The organism is Rhodococcus sp. PD04 (assembly GCF_035918275.1).
Lineage (GTDB): Bacteria > Actinomycetota > Actinomycetes > Mycobacteriales > Mycobacteriaceae > Rhodococcus > Rhodococcus rhodochrous.
Window position 1 is genome coordinate 4,431,140 of record NZ_CP142143.1, and the last position, 15,855, is coordinate 4,446,994.

At 67.2% G+C, this 15,855-nt stretch carries 13 protein-coding genes; 6 read left to right on the forward strand and 7 right to left on the reverse strand.

What is annotated here, in order from left to right; all coding sequences use genetic code 11:
* Positions 1-16 precede the first annotated feature (16 nt).
* Positions 17-496 (reverse strand): DUF6194 family protein, encoded by a 480-nt coding sequence (locus tag U9J23_RS20130; RefSeq protein WP_059383850.1) that lies wholly within the window; start codon positions 494-496, stop codon positions 17-19.
* Positions 497-549: 53 nt separating this feature from the next.
* Here U9J23_RS20130 and U9J23_RS20135 point away from each other — a divergent pair, with 53 nt between their 5' ends.
* A complete protein-coding gene (locus U9J23_RS20135; RefSeq protein ID WP_272268121.1) occupies positions 550-1,335 on the forward strand; it encodes a MerR family transcriptional regulator in 786 nt (261 codons plus the stop codon).
* Here U9J23_RS20135 and U9J23_RS20140 read toward each other — a convergent pair.
* Positions 1,256-3,202 (reverse strand): APC family permease, encoded by a 1,947-nt coding sequence (locus U9J23_RS20140; protein WP_059383849.1) that lies wholly within the window; start codon positions 3,200-3,202, stop codon positions 1,256-1,258. The genes U9J23_RS20135 and U9J23_RS20140 overlap by 80 nt on opposite strands.
* A 417-nt stretch (positions 3,203-3,619) precedes the next feature.
* On the opposite strand from U9J23_RS20140, the gene U9J23_RS20145 reads away from it, so the two are divergent.
* The 3 genes from U9J23_RS20145 (at position 3,620) to U9J23_RS20155 (ending at position 5,803) form a co-directional block, all read left to right on the forward strand.
* Positions 3,620-4,294 carry a PaaI family thioesterase gene (locus U9J23_RS20145; RefSeq protein WP_272268118.1) on the forward strand — a complete coding sequence of 225 codons (675 nt, stop codon included), beginning with the start codon at positions 3,620-3,622 and terminating at the stop codon, positions 4,292-4,294.
* A 131-nt stretch (positions 4,295-4,425) separates the two neighbouring features.
* A complete protein-coding gene (locus tag U9J23_RS20150; RefSeq protein ID WP_228525757.1) occupies positions 4,426-5,316 on the forward strand; it encodes a PaaI family thioesterase in 891 nt (296 codons plus the stop codon).
* Positions 5,317-5,413: 97 nt separating this feature from the next.
* Positions 5,414-5,803 carry a hypothetical protein gene (locus U9J23_RS20155; RefSeq protein ID WP_059383846.1) on the forward strand — a complete coding sequence of 130 codons (390 nt, stop codon included), beginning with the start codon at positions 5,414-5,416 and terminating at the stop codon, positions 5,801-5,803.
* A gap of 474 nt (positions 5,804-6,277) precedes the next feature.
* On the opposite strand, the gene U9J23_RS20160 is transcribed toward U9J23_RS20155, so the two are convergent.
* Complete coding sequence (locus U9J23_RS20160) at positions 6,278-7,813, reverse strand: amino acid permease (RefSeq protein ID WP_106201277.1); 1,536 nt, start codon at positions 7,811-7,813, stop codon at positions 6,278-6,280.
* Positions 7,814-8,032: 219 nt separating this feature from the next.
* Between U9J23_RS20160 and U9J23_RS20165 the strand changes: the two genes are divergently transcribed.
* The gene (locus tag U9J23_RS20165) at positions 8,033-8,539 is read left to right on the forward strand and encodes an Lrp/AsnC family transcriptional regulator (protein WP_059383845.1); all 507 of its coding nucleotides are present in this window, start codon (positions 8,033-8,035) and stop codon (positions 8,537-8,539) included.
* Positions 8,540-8,629: 90 nt separating this feature from the next.
* Here the strand turns inward: U9J23_RS20165 and U9J23_RS20170 are convergent, their stop codons facing one another.
* The 4 genes from U9J23_RS20170 to U9J23_RS20185 form a co-directional block, all read right to left on the reverse strand.
* Positions 8,630-9,715, reverse strand: a complete 1,086-nt coding sequence (locus U9J23_RS20170; protein ID WP_160874044.1) for a Glu/Leu/Phe/Val family dehydrogenase — start codon at positions 9,713-9,715, stop codon at positions 8,630-8,632.
* A gap of 35 nt (positions 9,716-9,750) precedes the next feature.
* Positions 9,751-13,209 carry an indolepyruvate ferredoxin oxidoreductase family protein gene (locus tag U9J23_RS20175; protein WP_272268113.1) on the reverse strand — a complete coding sequence of 1,153 codons (3,459 nt, stop codon included), beginning with the start codon at positions 13,207-13,209 and terminating at the stop codon, positions 9,751-9,753.
* A 402-nt stretch (positions 13,210-13,611) separates the two neighbouring features.
* Positions 13,612-14,025, reverse strand: a complete 414-nt coding sequence (locus U9J23_RS20180) for an SPW repeat protein (RefSeq protein WP_059383842.1) — start codon at positions 14,023-14,025, stop codon at positions 13,612-13,614.
* Positions 14,026-14,184: 159 nt separating this feature from the next.
* Positions 14,185-15,198 carry a zinc-binding alcohol dehydrogenase family protein gene (locus U9J23_RS20185; RefSeq protein ID WP_059383872.1) on the reverse strand — a complete coding sequence of 338 codons (1,014 nt, stop codon included), beginning with the start codon at positions 15,196-15,198 and terminating at the stop codon, positions 14,185-14,187.
* Positions 15,199-15,270: 72 nt separating this feature from the next.
* On the opposite strand from U9J23_RS20185, the gene U9J23_RS20190 reads away from it, so the two are divergent.
* The gene (locus tag U9J23_RS20190; protein WP_272268111.1) at positions 15,271-15,855 is read left to right on the forward strand and encodes a hemerythrin domain-containing protein; all 585 of its coding nucleotides are present in this window, start codon (positions 15,271-15,273) and stop codon (positions 15,853-15,855) included.

Below are 15,855 nucleotides of genomic sequence, written 5' to 3' on the forward strand. Positions count from 1 at the left end.
TAGCTCTTTCGCTCGGTCACTCCGTGTCGCGCAGCGCGCTCCTGCGTTCGACGCGGCGACGATCTGCCAGGTGGGCGTCGCGCAGCGCTTCGAGGAGACGCGGCGTGGTCCGCTCCCCGGGTTCGACGACCGCCACCCATCCCAGTGAGCCGTAGACCGGGTGCGGGACGAACACGTCGGTCTCGGCGAAGTCGATCGTCGAAGGGTCGACGGACCGGGGCGGGCAGCCGAGCAACTCGGTGAACAGCTGCGATCCCGCATGGACGTTCACCCGCCATCGTCCCGGCTCGTCGAGGTGTGAATCCTCGTCGTCCGGATAGTTCTTCGTCACGATCGTCGCGTAGGGCTGCCGGTTGTGCGGGACCTCGCCGTCCGGGGCGTAGTAGAAGAAGTGGTCACCCCACGAGATCTCGGGATGCCCACTTCCCTCCTGTGGTGCGAGCTCGAGGACACCGTCGAAACTCCGGATCTCTGCAAGGATCTGTTCCATCGTCATACTTCGAGTGTCGCCTTGAAGTGCTTGTGGAGGGTTCGGCTGTGGAGCACACGATGACGACGGGGCGTCTGGCCGCTGCCGCCGGATACTCCGTGCAGCAGGTGCGCGATCTCGAACGTCTCGGGATGATCCCTCCCGCAGCACGAATGACCAACGGCTATCGCCGATTCGGACCCGAACACCTCACGGCGCTGCGCGCGTACCGCGCTCTGGCTGTCGCGGTCGGGCCCGTGGAGGCGCGCAGCGTCATGCACGATGTGCAGGTACTCCCCTACGACGAGGCGCTCGCCCGTGTCGCCGAACTCCACAGTGGGCTCGCGCGAGCCCGCGACGAGTGTCTCGCCGCGCTCCGCGCACTCGACGTGATCGTCGACGAGGCCGCCCACGATGCGCCTCCGCTGCCCGGCGACGCCATGAGCATCACCGAGCTGGCGAACGCCATCGGGGTGCGATCGTCCGCCCTCAGGTTCTGGGAGAAGGAGGGATTGGTCGCGCCCGAACGGATCGACCGCAACAATATTCGGAGCTACTCACCCGCCGCGGCGCGGAACGCGCGGATCGTCGCTGCACTGCGCGCAGGTGGCTATCGCATCCCAGCGGTCAGGGCCGTGATGGCATCCATCGGAACCGACGGCGAGACCGATACCGCTCGGGACGCACTTCACGAGCGGCTGCGCACCGTCGCCGTGCAGTCCGAGGCGTTGCTGCGGGCCGGTGCCGACATTGCGACCCTGATCGGGAACGTGGCTCCGCTCTCGACTATCTCGAATCCGACGAGTGCAGTCGCCACGGCACGCTTGTCACCATCACCCCGGGCTGGAACAACAGGCGGCTCTTGAGTCTGAGCGCGCTCTGGTTGTGGAGCAGGTTTTCCCACCAGTGACCCACGACGTACTCGGGGATGAAGACGGTGACCACATCGCGCGGCGAGTTGCCGCGCACCCGTCTGACGTAGTCGAGCACCGGTCGCGTGATCTCCCGGTACGGCGATTCCAGCACCTTCAGCGGAATCGTGATGTCGCTGGCCTCCCATTCGCGCACGAGTGCGCGGGTGTCCTCCTCGTCGACGTCGACGGTGATCGCTTCGAGGGTGTCGGGATGGGTGGCCGTGGCATACGCGAGCGCCCGACGTGTCGGGTGGTGCAGCTTGGCCACGAGCACGATCGAATACGTGCGGCTGGGCAACAGACCGTCCCAGCCACCGGGGTCGAGTTCGACCGCCACGCGTCGGTAGTGGTGGCCGACGGCGCGCATCGTCACGAAGACGGTCACCATGGCGAGGATCGCGATCCACGCGCCGGCAACGAATTTCGTGACGAGCACGATGATCAGGACTGTTCCCGTCATCGCCAGACCCACACCGTTGACGACGCGCGAGCGCTGCATCTTCCGGCGATGACGTGTGTCGGTCTCGGTGACGAGCAGGCGGGTCCAGTGCCGCACCATGCCGGTCTGGCTCAACGTGAAGGAGACGAACACCCCGACGATGTAGAGCTGGATGAGATGGGTGACCTCGGCGTCGAACAGCCAGACGAACACGATCGCCGCGAGGGCCAGGAAGACGATGCCGTTGCTGAACGCCAACCGATCACCTCGGGTGCGTAGCTGCGTCGGCAGGTGCTTGTCCTGCGCGAGCACCGACGCGAGGACCGGGAAACCGTTGAACGCGGTGTTCGCAGCGAGGACGAGGATCAATGCAGTCACGGCGGTGACGAGGTAGAAGCCGAGGGGGAAGTCGGTGAAGACCGTCTCGGCGACCTGCGCGACCAGCGTCTTCTGGTGATATCCCTCCGGTGCCCCGCGCAGTTGCGCTGCGGGGTCTGCGGCGACGACGACGCCCAGCCGCTCGGCGAGCACGATGATGCCCATCAGCAGCGTGATCGCGATGGCGCCCAGCATCAGCAGAGTGGTGGCTGCGTTGTGCGATTTCGGTTTCCGGAAGGCGGGCACCCCGTTGCTGATGGCCTCGACTCCCGTCAGGGCCGCACACCCCGACGAGAACGCGCGGGCGAGAAGGAACGCGAAAGCCAGTCCGGTCAGGTGGGATTGTTCGGCGGCGAGTTCGTAGTGCGAAGACTCGGCGCGGAGCGGGGCGTCGAACACGACGAGGCGCACGAAACCCCAGACGAGCATCACCCCGATGCAGAACATGAAGGCGTAGGTGGGGATGGCGAAAGCTGTGCCCGCCTCGCGGAGTCCGCGGAGATTCACTGCGGTGAGAAGGGTGATCGCGGCGATCGCGAACAGCACCTTGTGGTGTTCGACGAAGGGAATCGCCGACCCGATGTTCTGGGCGGCCGACGAGATCGACACGGCAACCGTCAGCACGTAGTCGACGATCAACGCGCTGCCCACCGTCAGGCCGGCCATCGCCCCGAGATTCTTCGTCGCCACTTCGTAGTCGCCACCCCCGGAGGGGTAGGCATGCACGTTCTGCCGGTAACTCGCGACCACCACGACGAGCACGCCGGCGACGGCGAGACCGATCCAGCCGGAGAACGCGTAGGCGGACAGGCCCGCCACCGACAGGACGAGGAAGATCTCCTCCGGGGCATAGGCGACGGACGACAGGGCGTCGGACGCGAACACCGGCAGGGCTACGCGTTTCGGTAACAGGGTGTGGCCGAGGGTGTCGCTGCGCAGCGGTCTTCCCAGCAACACTCGTTTGGTGACGTTGTCACGGCCCTTGTGGATGGTTACGGCCATGACCACCGCTCCTGTCCGGCGCATCCCTGCGCACGCAGAAGCGAACGTACGCTTGAATCACGAGGCTTGCCATAGGTGCAGATCGGGCAAATTCACCCCGCCCATCACCCTCCGGTGAGGTTGGCAGATGAAAGAATCGTCGGTAGCGTGGAGACGTTGTTGCTCCTCGCAACAAAGCGTGCCGTGTCTCCTCCCCTTTGACATGGCACGGACGGACCCCGTCGGCCCCTCCCCTCGTTAAGCCGACGGGGTTCTCTCATCTGTTCCCCTCTATGCGGTGGCTCACACGCTTTCGTACAGAACGGCCCGTTTTACGGATTTTGCGGTGATCCCGTACAGCGGCAACAGAACTTGACTCGTTCACCGTGTGCGCGGTCGACTATTTCTTTCACCACGCTCACGATCCGGAGAACCCTGATGACCGATTCCATCCTCGAGCTCTACGTCAACGACGGATTGTCCGACGAGGAAGTCGATCAGCAGAGGGACACCTACGGTCCGCTCACCGAGGACGTGCGCGAGCTGATCCAGCTCGCCCTGCAGACCCGCGTGGATGCCGACGACGTCGCGCGGGCGCGGGAACATCTCGCGGCTGCGCGCGAGATTCTCGAACGCGACCGGGAGGACGGCCCGTACGGCACCCGGTTCAACGATTCGGGCCGATTCCGCAACTGGGGCAACGCCGCAATCGGCCTGCGCAACGCCATCGCCCCGATCGGCGACATCCACGAGGACGACGACGGCCGCGTGTGGACGGACATCCACCTCGGCCCCGTCTACGAGGGGCCGGCCGGACACGTGCACGGCGGGGTCTCCGCCCTGTTGCTCGACCAGATCCTCGGCGACGCCGCGCGCATCTCGGGATATCCGGGGATGACGGGCACGCTCACCATCCGCTACCGCAAGCGCACTCCCCTCGGAGCTCTGCGCGTGGAGGCGAAACTCGACCGCGTCGAAGGACGTAAGGCGTTCGTCGTGGGGCACATCGCCGACTCGGAGGAGGTCTGCGTGGAAGCGGAAGGCATCTTCATCGCCCCGGTGTGGATGGTGCAGCAGCGCGACTCGTTCGCGGAGACACCGAGGCCCGAATAGGCTCACAACCGAGAAGTGAGGCTCACAACGCCCATGGTCGACCATCAGGGTTGTGAGCCTCACCTGTGCGTTGTGAACCTCCGAACGACGTAACCTTCCGTCGTCGACCACAGAATGGCAATATCACTCTCATGAGCGAGAATGGCATTTTTACCAGTCAGCGGCCGTCGGTGTCGATGAATCAGCGCACCTTCACCGCCGACTTCGGCCTGACGTCGCTCCAACTGAGCAAGGAGCGCGCCATCATGCGCGCCGACCTGCACGACAAGCTGCGCAACGACGCCGGCGCCGCAGCACTCGGGATGCTCACCACCGTGGTCGACATCGTCACGTCCACCCCACCGCTCGCCGTGTGCAGCCCGGACTGGGTGGCCACCCAGGACCTGTCCATCCACACCGCCGAACCGCTCACCGAGGGTCCGATCGTCGTCGACACCCACCTCGTGCGCGTCGGCAAGAAGACCGTGCACGTCGCCGCGCAGATCTTCGACGGGCGCGGCAGCAGCGGCCTCGAGGAACTCGTCGCCGCCCTCGACGACGGCGCGTTGCAACCGGCGGGGCGCGGTCTCGTCACCTTCGTGCGGCTTCCCCGTGCCGCAGCGGCCGGTTCGGGCTACTACAACCCCAGCGAGTGGGTGGGCGCCATCCACGAATTTCCCAGGGAACACATCGACGGATCGATCTACTCCCGGCTGGGGATGCGCACCCTCGACGCACGCGCCGGCGTCCTCGAACTCGACCTCACCCCGTTCGTGGCCAACATGATCGGCACCATCCAGGGTGGCGCCCAGGCGCTGCTCGCCGAGCACGCCGCGCACACCGTTCTCCCGGGTTTCGTGGCGACCGACTTCCAGGCCCACTATCTGTCGCAGGTGAAGGTGGGACCGGCCCGGTCCCACGTCACAGTTGTCCGTGAGACGAAGGACCATGCGATCGTCGACGTGCGTCTCGTGGACGCCGGAGCCGACGATCAGGTGCTCGCCCTGACGACGGTCACCCTGCGACGCCTGCCGTTCTCCTGATGCGCGTGTTGTCGGAGTCACCACATGCGACCCGGTAGGCCCGGCTCCTCCGCCAGTACAGTTGATCGAAATCCGGCAGGAGCGAGAGGAGTCGACCGTGCAGAACGCCGTGTTCTACTCGCTCGTCGCGATGTGTTCGTTGTTCGCCGCGTCGACGTGGTGCCTCTCGCGCCCCCACCTGCTGTCGAGCTCGGCCGCGTTCGTGGCCTCCGGACTCTGGGTGCTGATGAACGGCCCACTCGAAGGTCGCGTGCTGTACTCGGTGACGCCGAACCACGGATTGACCGAGGCCGACCTGCTCTCGGGAGTGGGCGTGTGCATCGCAGCCTGGGGGTTCTGGACGACGCGGAACCGCCGGCGCCGTCGGCGTTCGCAGCGGCCGGCGTCGTACCGCAGGCATCCCGACGGGTCCCGAGCCATGCCGACCCCCGTCTTTCCTGCGGGTAGCGACGTCGAAACAGGCCCCATCCGCCGCAAAGCAGGCTGAGCGTTCCGGTTCGACCCCGAGAAGATTTTTCAGGTCTCGTTTCAGTATCGGCTCTGGACGAGTGACCAGTCGTCACCTAAGCTCCAAAGCGGCCACGGCGTAGGTGGCCGTGTCTCCCTAGAGTCCTCCCCGACACAGGAGATACAGCGCGAGGCCCCGCCGGCTCCTCCCCTCGAATCGCTGGCGGGGCCCTTCCCTGTCTGCCTCCCCGACGACAGGGGCAGATCGAATGGTAATCAGGTCCCGATGTCCGATTCGTCCTACATTCGAACGAAACTCCGGGTAACCCTTGTGACCTTCGTCTCTGCGGCGCTGTTCACAGCATAGAGCAATCTGCTCACTCGCGTGCATAGATCTTTCTGGAGTTCACCGAAAGATCAACTGGCAGAGTGCGCGCAGTAGTCGACGGCAACCACCCGAACACACGAGCCCGCCCGCACCGATTCGGTGCGGGCGGGCTCGTAGGCGACGGAGCTATACCGGTTCGGGTTCCTTCACCTCGTGCGTCGCAGCTTCCTGCTGCGCGGCCTCGAGCTTCAGGCGCTGTCCGAGGACCGACTTGCGGCGGCCGTAGACGAAGTAGACCGCCACGCCCAGAACCATCCAGACCGCGAATCGGATCCAGGTCTCGACCGACAGATTGAGCATGAGCCAGCCGCAGGCGAGGACCGCGAGGATCGGGACCAGCGGCACGAGCGGCACCCGGAATCCGCGGGGCAGATCGGGGCGGGTGCGACGGAGCACCATCACGCCGACGCAGACCAGGACGAAGGCGAACAGGGTGCCGATGTTGACCATCTCCTCGAGCACACCCATCGGGAACACCGCGGCGAGGACGGCCACCACACCACCGACGATCAGGGTGATGCGCACGGGCACACCCTTGTGGTTCGTGACGGCGAGTTTGCGGGTGACGAGTCCGTCGCGGGACATCGCGAACAGCACGCGGGTCTGGCCGAGCATCATCACCATCACGACGGTGGTGAGGCCGGCGAGACCGCCGATGTTGATGGCCATCTGCGCCCAGGTGACACCGTGTGCTTCGAAGGCCGTGGCCAGCGTGGCGCTGCCGTCACCGACCAGTTCGCTGCCGGTGCGCAGATCGGTGTACTTGACCATGCCGGTGAGCACGAGGGTGACGCCGACGTAGAGGACGGTGACGATCGCCAGCGAACCGAAGATTCCGCGGGGCAGTGCCTTCTGGGGGTTCTTGGTCTCCTCGGCGGTGGTGGCGACCACGTCGAAGCCGATGAAGGCGAAGAAGACCAGGCTCGCCGCGGCGAGGAGGCCGTACCAGCCGTAGGTGCTGCCGCCCGCACCGGTAAGCGCCGAGAACAGCGACTGGTGCATGCCGGACGCGGTGCTCTGGGCCTCCTCGGCCGGCGGGACGTACGGGGAGTAGTTGGACTTGTCGATGTAGAAGATGCCGACGACGATGACGAGCAGGACCACCGCGACCTTGATGGCGGTCACGACGGCGGAGACCCGCGACGACATCTTGGTGCCGACGGCGAGGATGATCGTGATGGCGCCGACGATGAGCAGCGACCCCCAGTCGACCGTGATCGGTCCGAGGTCGATCGACGCATTGCCGCCGAACATGCCCCCGAGATACATCGACCATCCCTTGGCGACGACCGCGGAGGCGAGGGCGAACTCGAGGATCAGATCCCATCCGATGATCCAGGCGACGAATTCACCGAAGGTGGCATAGGAGAAGGTGTAGGCGCTGCCGGCGACCGGCACCGCGGAGGCGAACTCCGCGTAACACAGCGCGGCGAGACCGCACGCGATCGCGGCGAGGACGAACGCCAGCGAGATGGACGGTCCGGCGAGATTGCCGGCGGTGCGAGCGGTGAGGGTGAAGATTCCGGCTCCGACCACGACGGCGACGCCGAACACGGTCAGATCCTTGGCGGTCAGTTCTCGTCGTAGCCGCGAACCGGGTTCGTCGGTATCCGCGATCGACTGTTCGACGGATTTGGTCCGCCAGATGCCGACTCCGGGCATTGTGTGCTCCTCGGGGTGATTGCGGCGCCCGCCACGCCCGGTCCGGGCGAGGGGTAGGCATGTCGCTCACTTCGCGCGCATTACGTTGCAGCAAGCCGTGTTTGCGTGAGCATTTGATGCAGCAATCATGGCACTGGCTCGTGAAGTGTCAATATCTTTCTGATCAGTTGAGCATTATGCTCGAGTGGTGACGCGCATCACAACGGAAAGGGTGTCATCGTGTTCAGTCTCGACCGGCTCGACGCAGCTCTCCTCGGAGAGCTCACTCGCAATCCCCGGGCAGGAATCGTCGACCTGTCGGCGAAGCTCGGTGTCGCCCGCAACACCGTGCAGTCGCGCATCAGGAAACTCGAGGAGTCCGGTGCCGTCACCGGATACCGACCGGTCGTCGACCTGCCGAAGCTGGGTGTGCCGCTGCAGGCGTTCATCGGCGCCGAGCTCGTCCAGGCGCGGATGGGGCATGTGATCGCCCAATTGGGCCGATTCCCCGAGGTTTTGGAAGTACACGCGACGACGGGCCGGGAGGATCTCCTGATCCGGATGGCCGCGCAGTCCCAGGAGGACCTCCTGCTGGTCCTGGAGCGGCTCCACGCCATCGAGGGCGTCGCGCACACCACCACGACGCTCGCGCTCACCACGCCGATCGAGTACCGGACGCAGCCGCTCGTCGAGCACATCACCCGCGATGCGGGGCACGGGCGTTCGTCGTCGGCCGGAAATTCCTGAAGACACGAGAAGGGGAGGCACCTCGCGGTGCCTCCCCTTGTTCCCCTGTGCGGATCAGTTTCCCTGTGCGGACCAGTTCCCTTGTGCGGATCAGACGGTATCGATGCGCCGCTCGGCGATGCGGTTGGCGGCCGCGCCCGGCGTGACGCCGAGAGTGCTGGAGACGTCGAAGATCTCGGCGGTGCGGTCGAAGATCGACTCCACCCGCTCGCGGACGACGTCGGCGGCGGATCCGTCGACCTCACCGGCGACCTGGATCAGTCCGCCCGCGTTCGCGACATAGTCGGGCACCCAGACGATTCCGCGCTTGCCCAGCAGTCCCTCCACCTCGGGCTGCGCGAGCTGGTTGTTGGCCGCACCGCACACGAGACGTGCGTCGAGGTGGGCGGCGGTGGTCGAGGTCAACGTGCCGCCGAGGGCGCACGGGGCGTAGACGTCGGCGGACGAGGCGACGACGTTGTCGGTGACCTGCGCCGGGAACTCGTCGACCACGCGGGCGATCGCCGCGGGGTTCACGTCGGAGACGATCACCTCGGCACCGTCGGCGACGAGCAGCTTCACCAGCTCGTATCCGACCTTGCCGAGACCCTCGACACCGACCGTGCGACCCGCGAGAGTCGTTTGTCCCCAGACGGTCCGGGCGCCGGCACGCATGGCCTGGAAGACACCGAGCGCGGTCAGCGGCGAGCTGTCGCCGGAGCCGCCGGCGGCGACGGTGCGCCCCACGGCGTGGGCGGTGTGCCGGCCCACCACGTCGAGGTCCTCCGCGCGGGTTCCCACGTCGGCGGCGGTGATGTAGCGACCACCGAGCGACTCGACGAATCGTCCGTAGGCGGCGAGCAGTTCGTCGTTCTTGTCCGTCTTCGGATCACCGATGATGACGGCCTTGCCGCCACCGAGGTTCACACCCGACACCGCGGCCTTGTAGGTCATGCCCCACGACAGTCGCAGCACGTCCTCGAGCGCCGACATCTCGTCCGCATAGGGGTAGAAGCGGGTGCCACCGAGGGCGGGTCCGAGTGCGGTGGAGTGGATCGCGACGATGGCGCGCAATCCGGTGGCCGCGTCGTGGTGGAAGACGACCTGCTCGTGCGGGCGGTCGGTCAGGCGGGCCGAGCGGCCGAACACTCCGTCGGACGTGGTGAACTCGGGGAGGTCGAGGGCAGAGGTGGTCATCGGTGGGTTCCTTTGCAGCAGAGGGTGTACGTGCGTCAGAAGTCGGTGTCGATGCCGAGCTCGGCGAGGCGGGCCCGGTACTGCTCGACGGAGCGGAGCTTGACGTCCTCGTAGCCGCGCACCATGTCGGGCAGGGCCGCGATCTCGGCGGCGCGGTCGTAGGAGTCGACGTCCAGGTCGGCGGCGAGTCGCTGGACCGTGTCGGTGTAGTGGGCGAGCAGAGCACGCTCGACGCTGCGGACATGGGCGTAGCCGAAGGGATCGAGCTTCGTGCCACGCAGACGCTTCGCCTTGGCCAGAGCCTTCAGCGCGACATGCGATTTCGGTCCGAAGCCGACCTTCTTCTCACGGCCGAGTGCGCGCAGCGCCGGCGGGTGCAGGCGGTAGGTGAGCTTGTGGCCACCGGGAACCTGGCCCTGCACCTCGTCGAGGAAGGCCGGGTCGACGAGCATGCGGGCGACCTCGTACTCGTCCTTGTAGGCGGTGAACTTGAACAACCCGCGGGCGACGGCCTCGCTGAAGTCCGTGCGGTTCGTGACGCGACGCTCGGCCTCCCAGGCTGCCTGCACCTGCCCGATGTAGCGGGCGGCGAGGGCTTCGCTCTGGAAATCGATCAGCGACGCGGCGCGGATCCGCACGAGCCGCTCGACCTCACCGGTGAAGGTGGTGCCGGCGAACAGACGCTCGGGTGCGACGGTGGCGGCGCGCTCGGTGCGGGCCGGTTCGGTCGCGGCGGCGAAGGCCGCGGGATCCGCGACGGCCACCCGGCCCCAGCGGAAGGCGGCGATGTTGGTCGCGACGGCCACCCCGTTGATCTCGATGGCCTCCTCGATGGCGTCGGCGGGGATCTCGAGTCCGCCGAGCTGGTGGGCGGCGCCCACGACGAGGAAGTTCGCAGCCGAGGTCTCGCCGAACAGTGCCTGGGCTGCGGCGAGGGCGTCGAACGAGACGGTCGTGCGGGTCGCGGTGTCGAGGCGCGCGAGCAGGTCCTGCTCGTCGGGGTGCCGGACCGAGCGGTCGTAGACCATGTCGCCGGTGGGGACGCGGCTCGTCGACGCGACCGCCACGGTCTCCTCACGGTTCGCGTAGGCGAGGTTCTTCGGCTCGGTCGCGGTGAGCAGGTCGAGCGCGAGCAGAGCGGTGGCACCGCCCGGGCCGACGCGGTTGCCGGGCTCGAGTCCGTCGGCGGCGAAGCGCAGGTGGGAGACCACCGGGCCGGCCTTCTGGCTCATGCCGATCTGGTCGAGCGACTCGACCTCGAACCCGGCGCGCAGCGCGGCCGTAGCGAGCACCTGGTTGACGGTGACGATGCCGGTGCCGCCGATGCCCGCGAGGAAGACGTTGCGGGTGCCCTTCGGGGTGTCGATGGCGGCGTCCGGGATGCGCGGCGGGGTCGGAGCCTTGCGGCGCTTCGGCTTCTCCGGCGACGTCTCGACGGTCACGAAGGACGGGCAGTCGCCGTCGAGGCACGAGTAGTCGGTGTTGCAGGAGGTCTGGTCGATGCGGGTCTTCGAACCGAACTCGGTGTCGACCGGCTGCACCGACAGGCAGTTGCTCTTGACGCCGCAGTCGCCGCAGCCCTCGCACACCGCTTCGTTGATGACGACGCGGGTGGTGCGGGCGGGCAGGGTGCCGCGCTTACGCTGACGGCGCGCATCGGCGGCGCAGTGCTGGTCGTAGATGAGCACGGTGACGCCCTCGATCTCGCGCAGCAGCTTCTGCGCCTCGTCGAGCCGGTCGCGGTGCCAGACCTCGGTGCCGCGGGCGAGGGTGCGCTTGCGGAGGCGCTTCGGTTCGTCGGAGCAGATGATGATCTTGCGGACGCCCTCGGTGGTGAGCTTGTGGGTCAACGCCGGGATCTTCAGGGCGCCTTCGGCGTCCTGCGCGCCGGTCATCGCGACGACGTCGTTGTAGAGCAGCTTGAAGGTGATGTTCACGCCGGCGGCGACGCACGCCTGCACGGCGAGCTGGCCGGAGTGGAAATAGGTTCCGTCGCCGAGGTTCTGGAACATGTGGCCGATGTCGGTGAACGGCGCCTGGCCGATCCACTGCGCACCTTCGCCGCCCATCTGGGTCAGGCCGGTGACGGCGCTGTCCTTGCGGCCCGAGAGTGTGACGAGAGTGTGGCAGCCGATGCCGCCGCCGCCGATCGAACCCTCCGGCAGAGCGGTGGAGCGGTTGTGCGGGCAGCCGCTGCAGAAGTAGGGGGTGCGCTGGGTCGACAGCACCTCGAGCGACAGTTGCGGCAGGGGCGCGGGGCCGAGTTCGACGTGGTCGCGGAGCACGCGACGCAGCGGGCCGCGCAGGCGACCGGCGGTGAGCTCACCGTCGACAGGCACGAGCGGGCGGCCGTCGGCGTCCTTCTTGCCGACGATCTGCGGGGCGTTCGCGGTGCCGTAGAGGATCTCGCGGATCTGGGTCTCGACGAAGGCGGTCTTGTCCTCGACCACGATCAGTTCGTCGAGGCCGCGGGCGAATTCGCGGACGATCTCGGGACCGATGGGGTACGGCATGCCGATGCGCAGCAGGCGGATGCCGGCGCGGTGCAGCGCGGCGTCGTCGACACCGAGGTCGAGCAGGGCCTGGCGCAGGGCGTCGAAGGTGGTGCCGGTGGCGGCGAGGCCGACGCGGGCCTGCGGCGGGTCGACCTCGATCACGTCGAGGCCGTTGAGGCGGCCGTATTCCTGGACGATCTTCCAGCGCGGGCCGTAGAGGTCGGCCTCGGCGATGACGCTGTCGCCGGGCGCGGCCATGGGACGCTGCTTGTAGACGAATGGCCGTCCTTCCCATTCGATCTCGGGGACCGTGATGGGCAGGTCGGAGATGGAGCCGTCGACGGACCAGGCGCCGTCGGCGACGTCCGCGACGATCTTGAGGGCGACGAGGCATCCCGAGGCGCGCGACAGCGCGACGCCGTGCAGGCCCATCGTGACGATCTCGGCGGCGTTGCGCGGGAACAGGACCGGGATGCCGAGGGCGGCGAGGGATCGCTCGCTGACGGCGGGCACGGTCGACGACTTCGACGCGGGGTCGTCGCCCACCATGAGCAGCACGCCACCGTTCGGGTTCACCCCGTACATGTTGGCGTGACGCAGCGCGTCGGTGGCGCGGTCGAGTCCGGGGCCCTTGCCGTACCAGACGCCGACGACGCCGTCGTGGGTCGGTGTGCCGGCGCCGAGCTGTCCCTGGCTGCCCCACACGGCGGTGGCGGCGAGTTCCTCGTTGAATCCGGGCACGAAGGTGATGTCGTGCTCGGCGAGGACCTTCGGCATGCCGTGGAGCATCTTGTCGAGACCGCCGAGGGGGCTGCCCTGGTATCCGGAGACGAAGGTCGCCACCCGGCGACCGTCCCGCATGGCCCGCACCTGCTGCTCGACGAACAGGCGGGCGATGGCCTGCACGCCGGTGAGGAGCACGGTGCCGGAGCCCGAGCGATATCGGTCGTCGAGGTCGTAGGGAAGTCGTTCGCTCTCCCGGATTACGGTCTCGGTCATTGCGTACCACCCGTTCTTCGTCGCGGCGTTCGATTGTGTCTGCGCCACTTCGATCGCGTCATTTGGTACAGCAATGGTTGATTGAGCTAGGCGATCTCGTCAACAAAAGATTTTCGAGCGCATCATTTCGCTCAAATGTGACGCACCGCACACACCTGAAGTGTGCACGGTGCTCAGAATCACCACCCGCCGCGAGCACGGGTGGTTCCACCTCTCCCCCGGTTCACGGACCCGCCGGAGGCGCGGACCGGGTTGCCGTCGCCGCCGGGAGGGTAGCCCTCGGTAGCCGGTATCGGTGTCCGGACGCCGCACCCGGTGAGGTGCTGCCGGTTCAGACACAGAGCCGGCAGCACCGTCCGGGCCCCTTCATTCCGGGTTACTGCATCCGGGGTTACTGCGCCGTCAACGCGAACGGTTCATCATCCCGGTCCCCATCGCGGCCGTGGCCAGACCGAGAACACACACGACCACGCCCACGATGATGTGGGACCAGATCATGGATGTACTGGTCTCGACGCCACTGACCAACCACGGCGAGAAGATCAGCCACAGACCGAGCAGCGGCGCGACGAACGCCAGGCCGTGGGTGCGGCCGTAGGCCGAACCGAGCGCCATGGCGAGCAGTGCGACCGCGAGGCCGCAGATCAGATTGGTGGTGGCGAGTGCGGTCTGATCGGCGAATCCGATGATCCAGGCGGATGCCGCCGCGTACAGACCGGCAACCATCATCAATCCGTCGGTGACCTGGACTGTGGGCTGTTCGCCCATCCGGTCGTAACGTTCGCGCATCTCGACGATGTCGGGATGGGTGTGCATTGCAGAATGAGCCGATGATGTCGACATTGTCCTCATCTCCTCGTGGGTGAGAAGTCCGAGGGGCCCTCCTGGGTCCGACACCATTATCGTCGTCCTGGGCGGGATGTTGCCGTAGGGCAGAAAGTCCCTACTTGGTGATCTCGGGCATGATCGACGGCGTCAGTCGGGTGTCGCGTCGGGGACGAGGACGGCAGCGCCGCGCACGCGGTCGCCGGCGAGATCCGCCAGCGCGCGGTCGGCGTCGTCCAGCCCGTATCGCATGGTCGCGACCCTGATGCGGTGCTGCCCGGCGAACGCGAGGAACTCCCGGGAGTCCTCTCGGGTATTGGCGGTCACCGACCGGATCTCGCGCTCGTAGAACAGGTGCCGCTGATAGTTCAGCTGTGGGACGTCGGTCAGGTGGATGCCGGCGATCGAGAGGATGCCGCCGCGGTCGAGCGCTTCGAGCGCGGGCGGCACGAGGTTGCCGACGGGCGCGAAGAGAATGGCGGCGTCGAGGGGCACCGGCGGTGCGTCCGCGGCGCCCTGCACCGACGCGGCCCCGAGTTCGCGGGCAAGATCGCGCGCGTCCTCGCTCCTCGTCATGACGTGCACCTCGGCACCTCGCGCCAGGGCGACCTGCGCCGCGATGTGGGCGCTGCCACCGAAGCCGTAGATGCCGAGCCTGCCGCCGTCGGGGACCGAGGCGCGCTTCAACGCGCGGTAGCCGATGATGCCGGCGCAGAGCAGCGGGGCGAGTTCGACGTCGTCGTATCCGTCGGGCAGCGACAGGGCGAAGGCCGCCGGTACGGCGACGAACTCGGCGTACCCGCCGTCCTCGTCCCATCCGGTGTATCTCGAATTCGGACAGAGGTTCTCGTCGCCCCGGCGACAGTAGCGGCACTGCCCGCAGGTCGAGCGCAGCCAGGCCACGCCCACGCGGTCGCCGACGGCAAAGCCCTCGACCGCCTCCCCCGCCCGATGGACCACACCGACCACCTCGTGCCCCGGGACGACACCCACCCGGTGGACGGGGAGATCACCCTCCGTGACGTGCAGGTCGGTGCGGCACACACCGCACGCCAGCACGCGCACCAGCAGATCGTTCGGTCCGATCTCCGGCAGCGGAACGGATTCGAATCGCAGGGGGTGGCCGGCGACGGGGCCGGGTTCCACCACTCGCCACGCTCGCATCGATCGGGGTTCGTCCACGGCTCTCGCCTCCCGTGTGTTTGCCGATCTCGACACCGGTGAACCCCTTCTTACATGAGCAGCACAGAAGGTTCCGCCGATTCGCACGACACCGCTCAGGATGTCGTCACCATTCTCACCGAGGACCATCGGGAGATGCTCGAACTTCTGGGCCGAGCGGAGACCACCCTCGACGCCGAGGAACGCCGCGATCTCACCGACTCCGCGATCGCCGAGGTGATGAGGCACTCGGTCGCCGAGGAGATGTTCGTCTATCCGGAGATGGAGAAACATCTGCCCGGGGGCACCGAAGCCGTCGAACACGACAAGAAGGAGCACGACGAGATCGTGCAGGTGATGAAGCAACTCGAGGGAGCGGACGCATCGAGTGCGGAGTTCACGACGTTGGTGAAGAAGTTGCAGGATCTTCTGCGCCACCACGCGGACGACGAAGAGTCGGAACAGTTCCCGGAGTTGAGGGCGCATCTCGGGCAGGAGACCCTCGTGGAGGTCGGCACCAAGGTGCAGGCCGCCAAGAAGCTGGCACCGACCCGACCGCATCCGTCCGCACCGCATTCCGAACTGTTCCACAAGACCGTCGGTCCGGGGGTCGGCATGGTGGACCGACTGCGCGACGCACTGACCGGCCGCAGTACCTGA

Coding starts and splice junctions, on each gene's coding strand:
- U9J23_RS20150 (WP_228525757.1), top strand. CDS start 4,426: ATGAGCGAGAATGGCATTTTTACCAGTCAGCGGCCGTCGGTGTCGATG.
- U9J23_RS20185 (WP_059383872.1), bottom strand. CDS start 15,198: ATGCGAGCGTGGCGAGTGGTGGAACCCGGCCCCGTCGCCGGCCACCCC.
- U9J23_RS20160 (WP_106201277.1), bottom strand. CDS start 7,813: ATGCCCGGAGTCGGCATCTGGCGGACCAAATCCGTCGAACAGTCGATC.
- U9J23_RS20190 (WP_272268111.1), top strand. CDS start 15,271: ATGAGCAGCACAGAAGGTTCCGCCGATTCGCACGACACCGCTCAGGAT.
- U9J23_RS20140 (WP_059383849.1), bottom strand. CDS start 3,202: ATGGCCGTAACCATCCACAAGGGCCGTGACAACGTCACCAAACGAGTG.
- U9J23_RS20130 (WP_059383850.1), bottom strand. CDS start 496: ATGACGATGGAACAGATCCTTGCAGAGATCCGGAGTTTCGACGGTGTC.
- U9J23_RS20175 (WP_272268113.1), bottom strand. CDS start 13,209: ATGACCGAGACCGTAATCCGGGAGAGCGAACGACTTCCCTACGACCTC.
- U9J23_RS20135 (WP_272268121.1), top strand. CDS start 550: ATGACGACGGGGCGTCTGGCCGCTGCCGCCGGATACTCCGTGCAGCAG.
- U9J23_RS20145 (WP_272268118.1), top strand. CDS start 3,620: ATGACCGATTCCATCCTCGAGCTCTACGTCAACGACGGATTGTCCGAC.
- U9J23_RS20170 (WP_160874044.1), bottom strand. CDS start 9,715: ATGACCACCTCTGCCCTCGACCTCCCCGAGTTCACCACGTCCGACGGA.
- U9J23_RS20180 (WP_059383842.1), bottom strand. CDS start 14,025: ATGCACACCCATCCCGACATCGTCGAGATGCGCGAACGTTACGACCGG.